The organism is Pediococcus acidilactici (assembly GCF_016127815.1).
Lineage (GTDB): Bacteria > Bacillota > Bacilli > Lactobacillales > Lactobacillaceae > Pediococcus > Pediococcus acidilactici.
Window position 1 is genome coordinate 388,638 of the sequence record NZ_CP066046.1, and the last position, 15,738, is coordinate 404,375.

General features: G+C 43.6%; 13 protein-coding genes. All 13 read left to right on the plus strand.

Features of this window, described 5'->3' with window-relative positions:
- Positions 1–81 precede the first annotated feature (81 nt).
- The 13 genes from yfmF to ruvB all read left to right on the plus strand — a co-directional run bounded on the left by yfmF (position 82) and on the right by ruvB (position 15,728).
- Positions 82–1,341: an EF-P 5-aminopentanol modification-associated protein YfmF gene (gene yfmF / locus I6H64_RS01945; RefSeq protein ID WP_024863033.1), complete on the plus strand. Its 1,260-nt coding sequence runs from the start codon at positions 82–84 to the stop codon at positions 1,339–1,341.
- Entirely contained in the window at positions 1,341–2,633 is a 1,293-nt protein-coding gene (gene yfmH / locus I6H64_RS01950) for an EF-P 5-aminopentanol modification-associated protein YfmH (RefSeq protein ID WP_008841146.1), read from the plus strand. Before yfmF ends, yfmH begins: the two co-directional genes overlap by 1 nt.
- Positions 2,634–2,649: 16 nt before the next feature.
- The gene (gene ymfI, locus I6H64_RS01955; RefSeq protein ID WP_008841147.1) at positions 2,650–3,375 is read left to right on the plus strand and encodes an elongation factor P 5-aminopentanone reductase; all 726 of its coding nucleotides are present in this window, start codon (positions 2,650–2,652) and stop codon (positions 3,373–3,375) included.
- Between the two features lie 42 nt (positions 3,376–3,417).
- A complete protein-coding gene (locus tag I6H64_RS01960) occupies positions 3,418–4,092 on the plus strand; it encodes a helix-turn-helix domain-containing protein (protein ID WP_008841148.1) in 675 nt (224 codons plus the stop codon).
- Between the two features lie 41 nt (positions 4,093–4,133).
- Complete coding sequence (locus I6H64_RS10075; protein WP_008841149.1) at positions 4,134–4,295, plus strand: hypothetical protein; 162 nt, start codon at positions 4,134–4,136, stop codon at positions 4,293–4,295.
- Between the two features lie 12 nt (positions 4,296–4,307).
- Positions 4,308–4,889, plus strand: coding sequence for a CDP-diacylglycerol--glycerol-3-phosphate 3-phosphatidyltransferase (gene pgsA, locus I6H64_RS01965; RefSeq protein WP_004165430.1), 582 nt, complete (start codon positions 4,308–4,310; stop codon positions 4,887–4,889).
- A 137-nt stretch (positions 4,890–5,026) separates the two neighbouring features.
- Positions 5,027–6,268: a competence/damage-inducible protein A gene (locus I6H64_RS01970; protein WP_008841152.1), complete on the plus strand. Its 1,242-nt coding sequence runs from the start codon at positions 5,027–5,029 to the stop codon at positions 6,266–6,268.
- A 170-nt stretch (positions 6,269–6,438) separates the two neighbouring features.
- Positions 6,439–7,494, plus strand: a complete 1,056-nt coding sequence (gene recA, locus I6H64_RS01975) for a recombinase RecA (RefSeq protein WP_002832084.1) — start codon at positions 6,439–6,441, stop codon at positions 7,492–7,494.
- Positions 7,495–7,762: 268 nt separating this feature from the next.
- Positions 7,763–9,322 (plus strand): ribonuclease Y, encoded by a 1,560-nt coding sequence (rny, locus tag I6H64_RS01980; RefSeq protein WP_002832083.1) that lies wholly within the window; start codon positions 7,763–7,765, stop codon positions 9,320–9,322.
- Between the two features lie 124 nt (positions 9,323–9,446).
- Complete coding sequence (mutS, locus tag I6H64_RS01985; RefSeq protein ID WP_008841154.1) at positions 9,447–12,131, plus strand: DNA mismatch repair protein MutS; 2,685 nt, start codon at positions 9,447–9,449, stop codon at positions 12,129–12,131.
- Positions 12,132–12,142: 11 nt separating this feature from the next.
- Positions 12,143–14,071 carry a DNA mismatch repair endonuclease MutL gene (mutL, locus tag I6H64_RS01990; RefSeq protein WP_008841155.1) on the plus strand — a complete coding sequence of 643 codons (1,929 nt, stop codon included), beginning with the start codon at positions 12,143–12,145 and terminating at the stop codon, positions 14,069–14,071.
- A gap of 45 nt (positions 14,072–14,116) precedes the next feature.
- A complete protein-coding gene (gene ruvA, locus I6H64_RS01995) occupies positions 14,117–14,704 on the plus strand; it encodes a Holliday junction branch migration protein RuvA (protein WP_005917625.1) in 588 nt (195 codons plus the stop codon).
- Between the two features lie 10 nt (positions 14,705–14,714).
- Positions 14,715–15,728, plus strand: a complete 1,014-nt coding sequence (ruvB, locus tag I6H64_RS02000; protein ID WP_002832078.1) for a Holliday junction branch migration DNA helicase RuvB — start codon at positions 14,715–14,717, stop codon at positions 15,726–15,728.
- The last annotated feature ends 10 nt before the right edge of the window (positions 15,729–15,738 follow it).

Sequence of the window (15,738 nt, forward strand, 5' to 3'; positions counted from 1 at the left end):
GTAAAAAAGCGAAGAAGCATTGATATTTCAATGCTTTTTCGCTATTATTAATCGCATGTGAAAAGGTAGGAGGCGTCATCTTTGGACGTACAAATGCGGCCTGGAGTTCAGGCTTTAATTGTTCCAAGCAAGAAGTTTAAAACGGTACGGATTGACGTACATTTTTTAAAAAACGCAACGGTAGCGGAGTTAGCTCCTCGAACCCTGGTGGCGAATCTTTTAGAGACGAGCACCCAGCGCTATGTTAACCAAATCCAATTTACGCACGCCCTGTCAGCAATGTACGGGGCGAGTTTTGGCGTGGGGGCAGGTAAAAAAGGCAACCTCCATGACATTGGATTTTCAATTACGGTGGCTAATGATCACTACACGGGCGGTCAGTCCTTAGTGCGGATGGCTATCGAATTCTTAAACGAGGTGATTAGTCACCCGTTGGCTAGTAACGGGCGCTTTGACGAGCAGACGTTTGCCCGTCAAAAGACTAATTTAATTAATTACGTGGATTCTGCTACTGAAGACAAGCAGTTTTGGGCGAGTCAGCAGCTTCGCAAGTTGGCTTTTGGAGCAAACCGGATTCAAGGGGTCCCTAGTTACGGACGTCGGGCGGATTTGCAGAATTTACAAAACGAACAAGTCTACGCCACGTATTTATCCATGCTGCGTCATGACTTAGTACATATTAGTGTTTCAGGTGACGTCGATGAACAAAAAGTGTTAGAAGATTTGGCAATTTTAGAATTACCCGAGCGGAAAGTTCAGTTAGGATCGGTAATTACGAAGTTTAATTCGTTGCCAAAACCGCGTCATAGAGTGGCAAATCAAGCAGTTCAACAAGCTCGGTTGAACTTGGCCTATGATATTCCAGCTACGGTGGTGAGCGATAATTTTCACGCTGCCGTTGTTTTTAACGCGCTCTTTGGCGGCTCGCCACAATCAAAGCTGTTCCTTAACGTGCGGGAAAAAGCTAGCTTGGCATACTATGCTAGTTCCAGCTTAGATTTGTATAACGAACTTTTAACCGTGCAAACGGGAATTGAAGCAAGCAATTACGCTCAGGCCAAGCAAATCATTCAACAACAAATTGTAGATTTACAAGCGGGACAGTTTACCGAGAGTGATTTAACCAGCATTAAAGCTGGGCTGCGTTCAGATTACCTCGCTGGTTTAGACTTACAACGTACGATTCACCGTCGGGGGCTTAACGAATATCTACTTGGTTTCCATCGCCCAGCTGAGCAATGGTTAAATGATTTAGACCGGGTCGGGGCGACCCAAATTGTTGAGATTGCTCGGCAACTCAAGCCACGAGCGGAATTTTTCTTAAATGGGGATAATGACTAATGCAAATAAAGGAAAAGGCATATTCGGTTTTTGACGAACGATTATTTTCGGCAACGTTAGCTAACGGCTTACAAATTAATATTTTGCCTAAAGCGGATTTTCAAAAAACGTACGCCGTTTTTACCACTAACTTGGGGTCAATGGATCGTAATTTTCGGGTTGGGGAACAAAAGCTACAAATTCCAGCCGGAACGGCGCACTTTTTGGAGCATAAACTATTTGAAAAAGCCGACTACGACGCTTTTCAAATTTTTACGCGAAACGGAGCGGATTCGAACGCGTTTACAAGCTATAGCAAGACTAGCTACTTATTTTCAGCAACTAGCCGGCTGAAAGAGAACTTGACGACTTTACTAGATTTTGTGCAGGATCCGTACTTTTCTAGTGCTTCCGTAGCTAAGGAGCAGGGGATCATTGGACAAGAAATTCAGATGTATAATGATGATGTAGATTGGCAATTATACATGGGAATGATGCGTAACCTATTTCCCAAACAAGCGTTAAGTGAAGACATTGCCGGAACCAGCGCTTCAATTGCGCAGATTACGCCTGAATTACTGTATAAGGTCCACCAGGTCTTTTACCATCCCCAAAACATGCACTTGTTCGTTACTGGCAATTTAGATCCGCAAACGGTCGTCGACTGGGTTGAAGAAAATCAGCGCCAAAAGCAGTTTACAGAATTTGTTCAGCCGGTTAATTTGCAAAAAGCTGAACAGAAGATCCTTCCGGTAGTTGAGCAAAGCTCGGCAGTTTGCCTGGCCAACCGTCCTAAGGTAATGTTGGGAATTCGAAATAATCGTTACCTACTAGCTCCGGGACTGGAACGCTTAAAGTACTTATTGACCTTAGATTTAGGTTTATATTTACTATTAAGCTCTTCTTCTAAAAATTACTTAAAATTATACGATGAAGGACTTTTAGACGATACTTTCGGTTATGATTTAAATAACGAGCGGGACGAATTATTTTTGACGATGGGTGGCGACAGCGACCATCCCCAACAATTAGCAGCTGCCTTGAAGGAAATTTTGCGTCAGGGACTTACCGATACCCCGGAGCTGGCAGCAGATTTTGCTTTGGCTAAAAAAGAAATGTACGGTCGGTGCATTGCCCGGATGAATTCATTAGAAGCAATTGCTAATTCTTTTGAAGGGGCTCTTTACGGCAATGCCACTATCTTTGACGAAGCGCAGATGTTTAAGGAGATCTCCCTTACAGAAGTGATTGAAGCGCTAGGCCAATTCGTTAGTGAACAAGTAATTAGTAGTTTTGAAATTAAACCAAAATAATTAAGTAGGCGAGAAAATGAAGTTTGCGTTGGTATGTGGAGCGAGTGGAAACATTGGGATGGCAATTAGTCGACGATTAGCTAAACAAGGCTGGTCCTTATATTTACATTACCACCAGCACGCTGCGGCGGTAGAAGAATTAGTGCAAGAATTACAGCGGCAATACCCAAAACAAGACTTCCTAATGGTTCAAGCAGATTTTCGAAACGAAGCGGCGGCAGAGGAAATCGGTGCGCAAATTTTTAGCTTGGACGCGATTGTTTTTGCACAGGGAACCACGATCTACCAGTTGTTCGATGAATTTGACGGTACCCAGTTAGAAAATTTATGGTTAGAACACCTTAAAGTTCCGTTATTGGTAATTAGAAAATTAGTTTCTAAACTGGCAGAAGGCGGTCACGGACGAATTGTCTTTATTGGCTCGGTTTATGGGGCGGTGGGCAGCGCCATGGAAGTTCCTTACAGCATGTTAAAAGGGGCAATGAGCAGTTTTGCAAATGCTTATGCTAAAGAGGTGGCTTCCTTAGGGATTACTGTTAACGTGGTTGCACCAGGAGCAGTTCAAACACAGATGAACGCTAACTTTGCGGAAGATGAAATTGAAGCAATCAGTGAAGAAATCCCGGTAGGTCGGTTTGCTAAACCAGACGAAATTGCCTACCTAGTGGAAACTGTTTTAGCCGAAACGGCGTCATACTTAACTGGTCAGACTATTTATGTGGACGGCGGCTGGCAAAAATAATGGTATACTGGGTGTTGATTTAAAATAAATTGGGGTATTTTTATGGGGACGAAAAAATACAAAGTAATTGGGATGCGGTTGCAAGATGCCCGTCTCAAAAAGGGTTGGACACTTGACGAAGTTCAACTAAAGTTACAAATTTCTAAACGATATTTAATGGCTTTAGAAGCTGGTGAAGATGATGATTTGCCAGGAGACTATTACACCCAGTCGTTAATTAAGCAATACGCGAATTTACTAGGGGTGGAAGTGGGCAACCGTCATTTAGAAAATGAGCCCGAAAGTATCAAGGAATGGCGACGAACTCATGGAGAAGTTACTAGCCGTGCGCAAAAAGAACTTCAACAAAAGCCGTCGGTACTGAGCGGCTTAATTCATCAGCACCCGTGGTTGATGGGAATTATTTTAGTTGGGGTGATATGGTTATTAGTTTGGGCAGCCTTTAGTGAGATGGCTAACCGTTATCCGTCACAATTAGTCGCACAAAAAAATCCGACGGTGATTGATAAAACTAAAAAAAGCCATCATAAAACTAATGCAAGTAAAACCAAGTCTACGCACTCTAGTGCTAAAAAGCAATCTAAGCAAACCACGACAAAACCGAAAATCGAAAAGGTTAATGACAGTGTAGATAATTTGCGGGTGACCTGCCGGACGAACAAAAACACACCACGCTTAAACTCAAGACTGGCGATAACCAATCTTGGAATTCGTTAACAGCGACGGCTCCCCAAGCGGCTACCGTTGCTCAAGGAGTTATGGAAGCTCACCAAACCCAGCACTTTAAGTTGAAAAAGGGCTATACATACGTTTTGAAAATTGGAAATACAATTGGATTAAAGGGTAGTATCGGGGGACGTAAAATGCCTGATCCTGCTACGGGAGTCACGGTACGGAGCGTGACCATTGTCGTTAATTAGAAAGGAGAAAACATGAACTTACCAAATAAACTAACCGTTTTTCGGATTATTTTAATTCCGATTTTTATCATCTTGACCGTTATGCCAGAAGTCGGAGGGAGCGTATGGTGGTTGGGCACCCCGATTGCCATCACTAAAATTTGGGGAGCCGTGGTTTTTGCGGTAGCTTCCATCACTGATTTTCTTGACGGCCAAATTGCTCGGCGCCAACATTTGGTAACTAATTTCGGCAAATTTGCTGATCCGATTGCGGATAAAATGTTAGTAATGTCGGCGTTCATCATCCTGGTGTCCATGAAAATGGCTCCGGCGTGGGTGGTAGCCATCATTGTGTGCCGGGAACTAGCAGTTAGTGGGTTGCGATTGATTATTGTAGAAAACGAAGGGGAAGTTTTAGCTGCGGCGATGCCTGGTAAAATTAAAACCTTTTCCCAAATGTTTGCAATTATTTTCTTGCTATTGAACAACTTATTTGCAAACTATTTGCATTTTGGACCAGGAACCGTTTTACTTTACGTATGCTTATTCTTTACCATTTATTCTGGAATTGATTATTTTTACCAAAACCGCTCCATTTTTGCGGATTCTTTTTAAAACAAAGGCTAGTGGAAAAACTAACGGAAGCGAATCAGTTTAGCTTCGGAAGGTTTGGAAACAGCCTTTTTTTGCTGAAAAAGTTAAAATAAAGCAGTAAGATTAGCGTAATTATATAATGAGGAGGAAGTTAATAGATGAAGGCGGAAATTATTTCAGTTGGTACCGAGATTTTGTTAGGTGAAATCACCGATACTAACGCCGTTTATTTGAGTCAGCAATTAGCCCAGCTAGGAATTGACGTTTATCACCAAGCAACGGTGGGCGATAATTCAACTACCATGAAGGAAACGCTGGAAATTGCCAGTAAGCGCAGCGACTTAGTGATCACCATTGGGGGATTAGGACCGACTGAAGATGATATTACTAAACCAACGTTGGCCGCGTTTTTAGGTGAAGAATTAGTGGTTGATGACCGGGCGCTAGAAAAGGTGCACGAGCACTTTACTAAGCAGGGGCGTCCCATCACACCCAATAATGAACGGCAGGCGTTGTTATTAAAAGGGAGTCGTCCGGTGCAAAATCCCAACGGGTTAGCGATTGGCTTGTTTGCCACTACTCCGACGACCGATTACTTGGTTTTACCAGGACCGCCTAGTGAATTTAAGCCAATGGTTAATCAAGAAGTGCTTCCTTTGTTAAAAGAGCGGTACTCGTTGGATAAAACAATTCAATCCAAAACGTTACACTTCGTAGGGGTTGGGGAAGCCGACTTGGCGACCCGGGTGGATGACGTGATCAGACGACAGAGTAATCCTACAATCGCGTTATACTTCAAACCGACTGACGTAACCATCCGACTAACGGCGAAGGCGGATTCTAAAGATGAAGCAGAACAAATGTTAGAAAAAACCAAGGCAGAAGTCCTTGCTCGAGCAGGCGATTATTACTATGCTGAAGGCGAACAGGTCGCTTTTTCAGATTTTGTAGTACAAGAATTAATCAAACGAAAACTAACGTTAACGGCAGCAGAAAGTTTGACTGGTGGTGCTTTCCAAAATCAATTAGTAGAAACAGCGGGTACTTCCGCAGTATTTTCGGGAGGCTTTGTAACGTATTCTGATGAAGTAAAAACTAGTTTATTGGGGGTTCGTCCGGAAACTATCGCTCAATACACGGTGGTAAGTCGTCCGGTTGCTGAAGAGATGGCCCGCGGGGCACAAAAGCAATTAGGTACGGACCTAGCGATTAGCTTTACTGGAGTAGCGGGACCTGAAGGATTAGAAGGACACGCGCCTGGTGACGTATGGATTGGGTTGGCGTTGCCAGATGGAAGTACCGTGGCTAAGGGATTCCATTTTAGCGGTAACCGGGAAAAAATCCGCCATTTAGCAGTAATGAATGGTTTTCGAATGATTTGGGAACAAGTGGTTAAATAATATCGAACTTTTGTTCGCTTTTTGATTGCTTTTTTGGAGATTACTAGGTATTATATTTAGTATAGATGGTTAAGGGCGACTTCGGGATAATTTTAAATTTTAATCAACGAGAAGCGTCAGCCTTAACTGGAAACGTGCAATATAAGACCCATTAGGAGGTTATTAATTAAGTGGCAGATGAAAGAAAAGAAGCTTTGAATAAAGCTCTTAAAAAAATTGAAAAAAACTTTGGAAAAGGTTCCATCATGCGGATGGGGGATGCGGTTGATACGCAAATTTCCACCATTCCAAGCGGTTCGCTAGCGCTAGACGATGCGTTAGGTGTAGGTGGTTATCCTAAAGGACGGATTGTTGAAATCTACGGTCCTGAAAGTTCAGGGAAAACTACGGTTGCGCTTCACGCGGTAGCCGAAGTTCAAAAGCGAGGCGGAACAGCTGCGTACATTGACGCGGAAAACGCAATGGATCCAGCTTATGCAACTAATCTGGGAGTTAACATTGACGACCTCTTACTTTCCCAACCAGATACTGGGGAAGAAGGTTTGGCAATCGCGGACGCTTTAGTTTCAAGTGGAGCCATTGACTTAGTAGTTATTGATTCGGTTGCGGCCTTAGTACCGCGTGCTGAAATCGACGGTGAAATGGGCGATGCTCACGTTGGTTTACAAGCACGGATGATGTCTCAAGCGCTACGGAAACTTTCGGGTTCAATTAATAAAACTAAAACAATCGCCCTTTTCATTAACCAAATTCGTGAAAAGGTTGGAATTATGTTTGGAAATCCCGAAACCACTCCGGGTGGCCGGGCTTTGAAGTTCTACGCAACCATTCGTTTGGAAGTTCGGCGTGCTGAGCAAATCAAAGACGGTTCTGACGTAATTGGTAACCGGGTTAAGATTAAAGTAGTTAAAAATAAGGTAGCACCTCCGTTTAAGCGGGCAGAAGTCGATATTATGTATGGTGAAGGAATTTCGCAAACGGGCGAAATGATTGATATGGCCGTAGAAAAAGACATCGTTGGCAAGAGCGGTTCCTGGTACTCATATGGTGAAGAACGAATTGGACAGGGTCGTGAAAATGCTAAGAAGTACATGGAAGATCACCCAGATGTCCGTGCCGAGGTATTGGCTAAGGTTCGAGAAGCGTACGGGATGGTAGCTGATCCAGCTAGTGAAGTTAAGGAAGATAGCAAACAAGACGACCAAGCTGAATTAGACTTGAAATAAAGGTAAATATTTATGGGGAGAAAAGAAGTTGGAATAGTTTCAGCTTCTTTTTCTACGTTATCAGTAATTGAAAAAGACCTGTTTAAACTAATAATTTACCAAACCCTTAAGGGAGTACGTAGCTTTCGCAAAGCTAGCACTAATCAGCGTTGGGCGCTAAAGACTTATTGACACGCTTATGGCTAAATATTAAAATGATTATAAGTGTGAGAATCAAATAACATCATTCAAAGATTATAACTATGGTCTTGATGATTTGGAGGCAAAGATGGTAATTTATTATATTATCCTCGCAATCATCGCTATAGTTGTTGGCTATTGTGCAGGATACATCATGCACAAGCGGTTCATTGAAAAGCAAACTGCAGATGCTAGTAATTCAGCTGATCTAATTATTGAAAATGCGCGACAACAAGCGGAAACCGAACGTCGGGAAAAGCTTTTGGAAGCAAAAGATGAAAGTCATCGTTATCGTGCGCAGGTTGAAAAAGAGCTTAAGGAACGTCGGGCGGAATTGCAAAAGCAAGAAGACCGACTTCTTCAAAGAGAAGACGTCCTTGATCGTAAGGATAGTTCCTTTGAAAAGCGCGAAAACAGCCTAGAACGTAAAGAGCAGAAACTAGCTGCAGATCAAAAGCTAATTGATGAACAACAACAAAAAGCATCATCACTCGTTGAGGAACGACAACAAGAGCTTGAGCGAGTTTCAAATTTAACTCAAGAAGATGCCAAAAGTTTAATTATTTCGGAAGTGAAAGCCAAACTTGAAAAAGAACGGGCTTTGATTATCAAAGAAAGTTTAGAAGATGCTCAAAACCAAGCTGATGAAACAGCTCGGAAGGTAATTGCGCAAGCGATTCAAAGAAGTGCTGCAGATATGGCATCCGAGACCACCATTACGGTGGTTTCGCTACCAAATGACGATATGAAGGGACGAATTATCGGGCGTGAAGGCCGGAATATCCGTAACTTTGAAAACGTCACGGGAGTTGACTTAATTATTGATGATACTCCGGAAGCGGTCGTTTTGAGTAGTTTTGACCCGATTCGTCGTGAAATTGCACACATTGCTTTGGAAAAACTGATTCAAGATGGCCGGATCCATCCTGCTCGGATTGAAGAGATGGTGGAAAAGGCTAAGAAAGAATTGGATGACACCATTCGCAAGACCGGTGAGCAAGCAGTATTTGAGCTTGGTATTCATTCAATGAATCCTGAATTGATTAAGTTAATTGGGCAATTAAGATATCGGACGAGTTATGGTCAAAATGTATTAAACCATTCTATTGAGGTTGCTAATTTGGCAGGAGTGTTAGCTGCTGAGTTGGGTGAAGATGTTACTGTAGCAAAACGCGCAGGATTATTACACGATATTGGGAAAGCGGTCCAACATGAGACCGACACTTCGCACGTTGAATTAGGTGTGGAATTGGCGAAGAAGTACAAAGAAAGCGCGGTCGTCGTTGACGCGATTGCGTCTCACCGAAACAATAACGAAGCAAATCATGTTATTTCCGTGTTAGTGGCGGCTGCGGATTCAATTTCAGCAGCTCGTCCGGGAGCACGTAGCGATACATTACAGAGCTATATCCATCGGTTAGAAAAGTTAGAGCAAATTGCTAACCAATTTGATGGAGTGAAAAAGAGTTATGCAATTCAAGCCGGACGCGAGGTGCGGGTAATCGTTAAGCCAACCAAGATTAACGACTTAAAAGCGGTTATGTTAACGCATCAAATTCGTAAAGCAATTGAGAAACAATTAGAATATGCAGGCAAAATTAAAGTAACAATTGTTCGAGAAGTTCGCGCCGTTGATTTTGCAAAGTAAGGAGTTGGGCCATTGTGGACCCGCTCTTTTTTTATATGGTGCATATGATAGAATAGCCATTGTTAAACTAATTTTTTACGTATTTGTAATTAACTGAAAAATTAAGAGTCGGAAGGAATGCAAAATGCCACAAAAGACAAGTGATACGCCAATGATGCGTCAATATATGGAAATTAAAAACCAGTATCCGGATGCTTTTTTATTTTACCGGATCGGGGATTTTTACGAGTTGTTTTACGACGACGCTATTAAGGGTTCACAATTGCTAGAATTGACGCTTACGGCAAGGTCGAAAAATGCGGACGACCCCATTCCAATGTGCGGAGTGCCGCATCATGCCGCCCAAAATTACATCGACATTTTAGTTGACCAAGGGTATAAAGTGGCAATTTGTGAGCAGATGGAAGACCCTAAGGCCGCCAAAGGAATGGTGAAACGGGAAGTAATCCAACTAGTTACCCCAGGTACCACTACGGATCAAAAGGCGGAAGACGCTAAGGAAAATAACTATTTAACGGCAGTGAGTTTTGACGCTGCAACTAAAAAGTACGGGTTTGCGTACACGGACCTGTCAACCGGTGAATTGAAGGTCGCAATTTTGGACGATATTGAGAGCGTGGTCAACGAGGCTGTAGGATTACGGACCCGTGAAATTGTTGCGGACCAGTATTTTGTGGAGCACTTTGGGGAACGTTTTAAAGAATTAAACATTTTAGTTTCGCAACAAAATGACGTCGAAATCTCGGCAGAATTAAGTTATTTAATTCAAGATTTGACGTCCCCAATTGCCGTGCAAGTGGTTAAACAACTATTAATGTACGTTCAAGTTACCCAAAAGCGCAATCTGGCGCATATGCAAAAAGCAATTGCGTACGAACCATCGTTTTACTTACGAATGGACCATGCGTCAAAGTATAACCTCGAGTTAACTCGCTTAATTCGAACGGGGAAAAAACAAGGAACGCTATTATGGTTGTTAGATGAAACGAAAACGGCAATGGGAGGGCGGTTATTAAAACAGTGGCTGGACCGTCCGTTAATTCGTAAGGACGCTATCAATGCTCGGCAAAGTCGCGTGCAGGTTTTATTAGAACACTTTTTTGAACGAAGTAATCTGCAAGAAGAGTTAACTAAAGTTTACGATCTGGAGCGACTAGCTGGCCGGGTCGCCTTTGGAAACGTGAATGGTCGGGACTTAATTCAATTAAAAACCTCGCTATTGCAAATTCCTAAAATTCGGCACGTACTAGCGGAATTGGACGACCCCGTTTTCGACGAGGCCCTTACGCGGTTAGATCCGGTTAGCGAAATTGCGGACTTGATTGAAGCGGCCATTGACGAAGATGCCCCGATTTCCGTTACGGAAGGTAACGTTATTAAAGATGGCTATAATCCCAAGTTAGACGAGTATCGGGACGCCATGCGGAACGGTAAAAAATGGATTGCTGACTTACAAGCCCAAGAACGCCAAGCAACCGGAATTAAAAACCTTAAAATTGGCTACAACAAAGTGTTTGGCTACTACATTGAAGTCACGCGGGCTAATTTAGCTAGCGTACCGGAAGGACGTTACGAGCGTAAGCAAACCTTAACGAATGCCGAACGGTTCATTACTCCCGAGCTCAAGGAAAAGGAACGAATCATCCTAGAAGCCGAACAAAAGTCGACGGATTTAGAGTACGAGTTGTTCAAAAAGATTCGAGAAACGATTAAAGAGCAAATTGAACGCCTTCAAAACCTTGCTAAGCAGGTTGCGGAATTAGACGTTTTACAAAGTTTTGCGGTAGTTAGCGAAGAATACCAATTCGTTAAACCAACCATGACGGAATCCCATGAAATTGAAATCAAAGCCGGCCGTCATCCGGTGGTTGAAAAGGTAATGGGGCATCAAAGTTACGTCCCTAACGATATTTTAATGAATCAGGATACGGAAATTTTACTAATTACCGGGCCAAATATGTCTGGTAAGAGTACTTACATGCGCCAGCTTGCGTTAACCGTCATTATGGCGCAGATGGGGTGTTTTGTTCCAGCTGAGGAAGCTACGTTACCAATTTTTGACCAAATTTTCACCCGCATCGGAGCTGCTGATGATTTAATTTCTGGTCAGAGTACCTTCATGGTTGAAATGCAGGAAGCTAACCGGGCGTTAAAGGACGGAACTGCAAACAGCTTGATTCTCTTTGATGAAATTGGTCGGGGGACCGCAACCTATGATGGAATGGCGTTAGCACAATCAATTATTGAATTTATTCATCAAAATGTGCATGCTAAGACCCTGTTTTCGACCCATTACCACGAGTTGACGGCACTTGACCAGACGCTGACACGGTTGAAAAACGTGCACGTCGGTGCGGTAGAACAGGATGGCAATTTAGTTTTCTTGCATAAGATGGAAGATGGCCCCGCAGACAAGTCATACGGAATTCACGTTGCTAAGTTAGCGGGGATGCCGGATTCATTGTTGGCAAGGGCATCCGTAATTCTAGAACAGTTAGAAAACGAAAACCAAGGTGATGCTGCAAAGCTAACTGCAAGTGAAACACAACAACCAGTTTCCACCGCTTCTCAGGCTGCGGAGACGCAACCAGCTGACCAATCCGGCGCGGAGGAAAGTACAGTAACAAGCTCTTCGCGGGAGGCTGTAGAAGAACAAATGGCGCTCTTTGACACCACTCCAGCGCAAAAGAAAACGAACCAGTTACAAACGCAAGTAGTAGAACAGCTAACTAACCTAAATTTAATGGATATGACCCCGATGGAAGTTATGAATCAATTGTATAAGTGGCAAAAGAAGCTACGAAAATGAGGTGCGGATAAATGGCAAAAATCCAAGAGTTAAGCGATATTTTAGCCGACCAGATTGCTGCAGGAGAAGTAGTTGAACGACCGGCTTCGGTGGTTAAGGAACTAGTAGAAAATGCAATCGATGCGGGAAGCAGCCGCATCGATATTCTCTTAGCTGAATCAGGATTAAAAATGATCCGGGTGATTGACAACGGAAGCGGGATTGAGGGTAGTCAAGTAGAGACGGCCTTTAAACGGCATGCAACTAGTAAAATAACTTCGCGTGCCGACCTGTTTCGGGTGGGGACCCTCGGTTTTCGAGGCGAAGCGTTACCCAGTATCGCATCAATTGCGGATGTTAAAATGACGTCTTCCACAGCCGAAGGGCCCGGTCAATTCGTGCATTACCGGGGCGGAGAACTAATCGAGCATCGGGAGGCCCAAAGTCGACAGGGAACCGATATTACGGTCAGTGACTTATTTTTCAACACGCCCGCCCGGTTAAAGTACCTAAAGTCCTTGGCAACGGAACTATCAAAGATTACCGATATTATTAACCGGATTGCTTTGAGCTATCCCGAGATTGCGTTTTCCTTACAAAACGACGAACGGCAATTGATGCGAACGTCCGGGCAGGGCAACGTCCAACAAGTATTAGCCAATATTTACGGCACCCATAACGCCCAAAAAATGTTAGATATCCACGGAGAAAGCGTCGATTTTCGCATTGACGGATACGTTAGTTTGCCGGAATTTACCCGAGCTAACCGCAGCTACATTACTATTTTAGTTAACGGACGGTACATTAAAAATTTCCATATCAGTAAAGCAATTATTGAAGGTTACGGCTCAAAGCTAATGGTGGGACGCTATCCGGTGGCGGTAATCAATATTCAAACTGACCCGCTATTGGTGGATGTGAACGTGCACCCCTCCAAGCTGGAGGTTCGGATTAGTGAAGAAAATGCCTTAACGGAATTAATTAGTAAAACAATTTTTGACCGGTTAGCGGACCAAAATTTGATTCCGGATGCTGTAGATAACCTGAAGAAAAAACGAATTTCTAAGCCAGCTGGTGAGCAACTAGACTTAACTGAAACTGTACTTTCGGGTTCGTTTGGTAAGGGTAAGGACACGCCTACTGAATCAGCTGCTGTGGAAGGGGATGATTCCGCAGCAGCATTGCACCCCTCCGTTGCGGCTACTAAGCCAATTATCATTAGCACGCGGCAAGACTTGCAGTCGGATCGGATTGCAGAATTTAAAGAAAAATATGCCGATTCAACTACGCCCGTTACTAAAAATGAGAACACGGAAGGTGAAGAGAAAACTCCTAGCACAAGTCGTTTTCCTGCTTTAACGTACATTGGGCAGATGCATGGAACCTACTTGTTTGCGGAAGCGGACGACGGTTTATACATTATTGATCAACACGCCGCCCAAGAACGAATCAATTACGAATATTATCGGGTTCAAATTGGGCAAGTTAGCGATGACCAGCAAGATTTATTAGTGCCAATTTATCTAGATTATTCGACAACCGACACGTTACGCATCAAGGAAAAGCAATCGGTCTTAGAAGCGTGTGGGTTATACCTTGAAGAGTTCGGCCGAAATACGTTTATTGTCCGTCACCACCCGACGTGGTTTAAGAAGGGACAGGAGGAAGATACCGTTAAAGAAATGGTGGATTACGTTTTGAACGACCGAAACATGACGGTAGCTAAGTTTCGGGAAGCAACCGCAATTATGATGAGTTGTAAACGGGCGATTAAGGCTAACCACCATTTAGACGATTTACAAGCTAAACAGTTGTTGAAGGATTTGGCGAAGGTGGAAAATCCGTTTAACTGTCCTCACGGCCGGCCGGTGCTCGTACATTTCTCCACTACGGATATGGAAAAGATGTTCAAGCGGATCCAAGATCCCCATAATACAAACTTAATTGACGAAGACTTATGATACAATTATTAATACGAACAAACGTTTTGAAATGGGGATTAAAAGATGTATGAATATTTAAATGGTGTCGTCGTGGATATCAATCCCGCCTACATCGTAATTGACGTGAACGGGGTCGGCTACTTGGTTAACGTAGCTAACCCATATAGCTTTAAAGCAGATGAAAAGCAAAAGGTTTACGTGCATCAGGCGGTTTCAGAGACTGAAAACACGTTGTACGGATTTAAAAAATACGCGGACAAAGAGCTCTTTTTGAACCTGCTCAAGGTTAAGGGAATTGGACCTAAGAGTGCGCTGGCAATTTTGGCTAACGATGATCACCAGGGCTTTATTCGGGCGGTTAACAGCGATGACGTTAACTACTTGAAAAAATTTCCTAAAATTGGTCCCAAAGCGGCTAAGCAAATTATTTTGGATCTGAAGGGCAAAATTACGAGCAACGAACCTAGTGGCCCATTATTTGAAATGCCGACTACTACTAACAATACGTTAGATGAAGCGATCGAAGCCTTAGCAGCTTTAGGGTATTCAGAACGCGAGCTAAAAAAGATTACGCCTAAGTTAGATGAGCTTAACAATCAAACTACGGACCAATACATCAGTGCAGGATTAAAATTGTTAATGAAAGGATAGCGTGTGATTAATGGATGATGAACGAATTACGTCTTCGGCCGTTCAGGGAGCCCAAGAAGAGGCTAACGAGCAATCGTTACGCCCCCAGAACCTAAGACAGTACATTGGTCAAGCCCAAATTAAGCATGAACTGTCCGTATACATTGAAGCGGCAAAGAAACGTGAAGAAGCGTTGGACCACGTACTGTTGTATGGACCACCGGGATTAGGGAAGACCACTTTAGCAATGGTAATCGCAAATGAAATGGCAGTCCAGATTCGAACAACCAGTGGTCCCGCAATTGAAAAGCCGGGTGATTTAGTGGCCCTCTTGAACGAATTACAACCGGGTGATATTTTATTTATTGACGAAATTCACCGGCTTCCTAAAGTAGTCGAAGAGATGCTTTATTCGGCAATGGAAGATTTCTTTGTTGACATCGTGGTCGGACAAGGACCTACGGCACATCCGATCCACTTTCCTCTGCCACCGTTTACGTTGATTGGGGCAACTACCCGAGCCGGATTGCTTTCGGCGCCGCTGCGGGATCGCTTCGGGATTGTAGAGCACATGAACTACTATACCGAAGATGATTTAGCGAACATTGTCAAACGATCGGCGGAAATTTTTAAAACAAACATTGACGATCAGGGAGCTCACGAAATTGCCCGTCGCTCACGGGGAACTCCCCGAATTTCAAACCGTCTCTTAAAACGGGTCCGTGATTTTGCGGAAGTGGAGAATGATGCCCATATCGACCGCACGTTAGTCCAAACCTCCTTGAAGTTGCTTCAGGTGGACGATCGGGGGTTGGATCAAACCGATAAAAAGGTTCTCACCACGATGATTGAACTATACGGTGGGGGGCCGGTGGGATTAACCACCATTGCCGCTAACATTGGTGAAGAGCCGGATACAATTTCGGAAATGTATGAGCCATATTTATTGCAAATTGGCTTTCTAAAGCGGACCCCTCGCGGCCGGATGGTTACTGAGCGCGCATACGCTCATTTAGGATTAGAAAATTTATATATGAATAAATGAGGAATGGAAA

Bases quoted from the DNA above. Each gene is read 5' to 3' on its own strand.
- yfmH (WP_008841146.1), top strand. From the start codon at position 1,341: ATGCAAATAAAGGAAAAGGCATATTCGGTTTTTGACGAACGATTATTT.
- ymfI (WP_008841147.1), top strand. From the start codon at position 2,650: ATGAAGTTTGCGTTGGTATGTGGAGCGAGTGGAAACATTGGGATGGCA.
- I6H64_RS01960 (WP_008841148.1), top strand. From the start codon at position 3,418: ATGGGGACGAAAAAATACAAAGTAATTGGGATGCGGTTGCAAGATGCC.
- I6H64_RS10075 (WP_008841149.1), top strand. From the start codon at position 4,134: ATGGAAGCTCACCAAACCCAGCACTTTAAGTTGAAAAAGGGCTATACA.
- pgsA (WP_004165430.1), top strand. From the start codon at position 4,308: ATGAACTTACCAAATAAACTAACCGTTTTTCGGATTATTTTAATTCCG.
- I6H64_RS01970 (WP_008841152.1), top strand. From the start codon at position 5,027: ATGAAGGCGGAAATTATTTCAGTTGGTACCGAGATTTTGTTAGGTGAA.
- rny (WP_002832083.1), top strand. From the start codon at position 7,763: ATGGTAATTTATTATATTATCCTCGCAATCATCGCTATAGTTGTTGGC.
- mutS (WP_008841154.1), top strand. From the start codon at position 9,447: ATGCCACAAAAGACAAGTGATACGCCAATGATGCGTCAATATATGGAA.
- mutL (WP_008841155.1), top strand. From the start codon at position 12,143: ATGGCAAAAATCCAAGAGTTAAGCGATATTTTAGCCGACCAGATTGCT.
- ruvA (WP_005917625.1), top strand. From the start codon at position 14,117: ATGTATGAATATTTAAATGGTGTCGTCGTGGATATCAATCCCGCCTAC.
- ruvB (WP_002832078.1), top strand. From the start codon at position 14,715: ATGGATGATGAACGAATTACGTCTTCGGCCGTTCAGGGAGCCCAAGAA.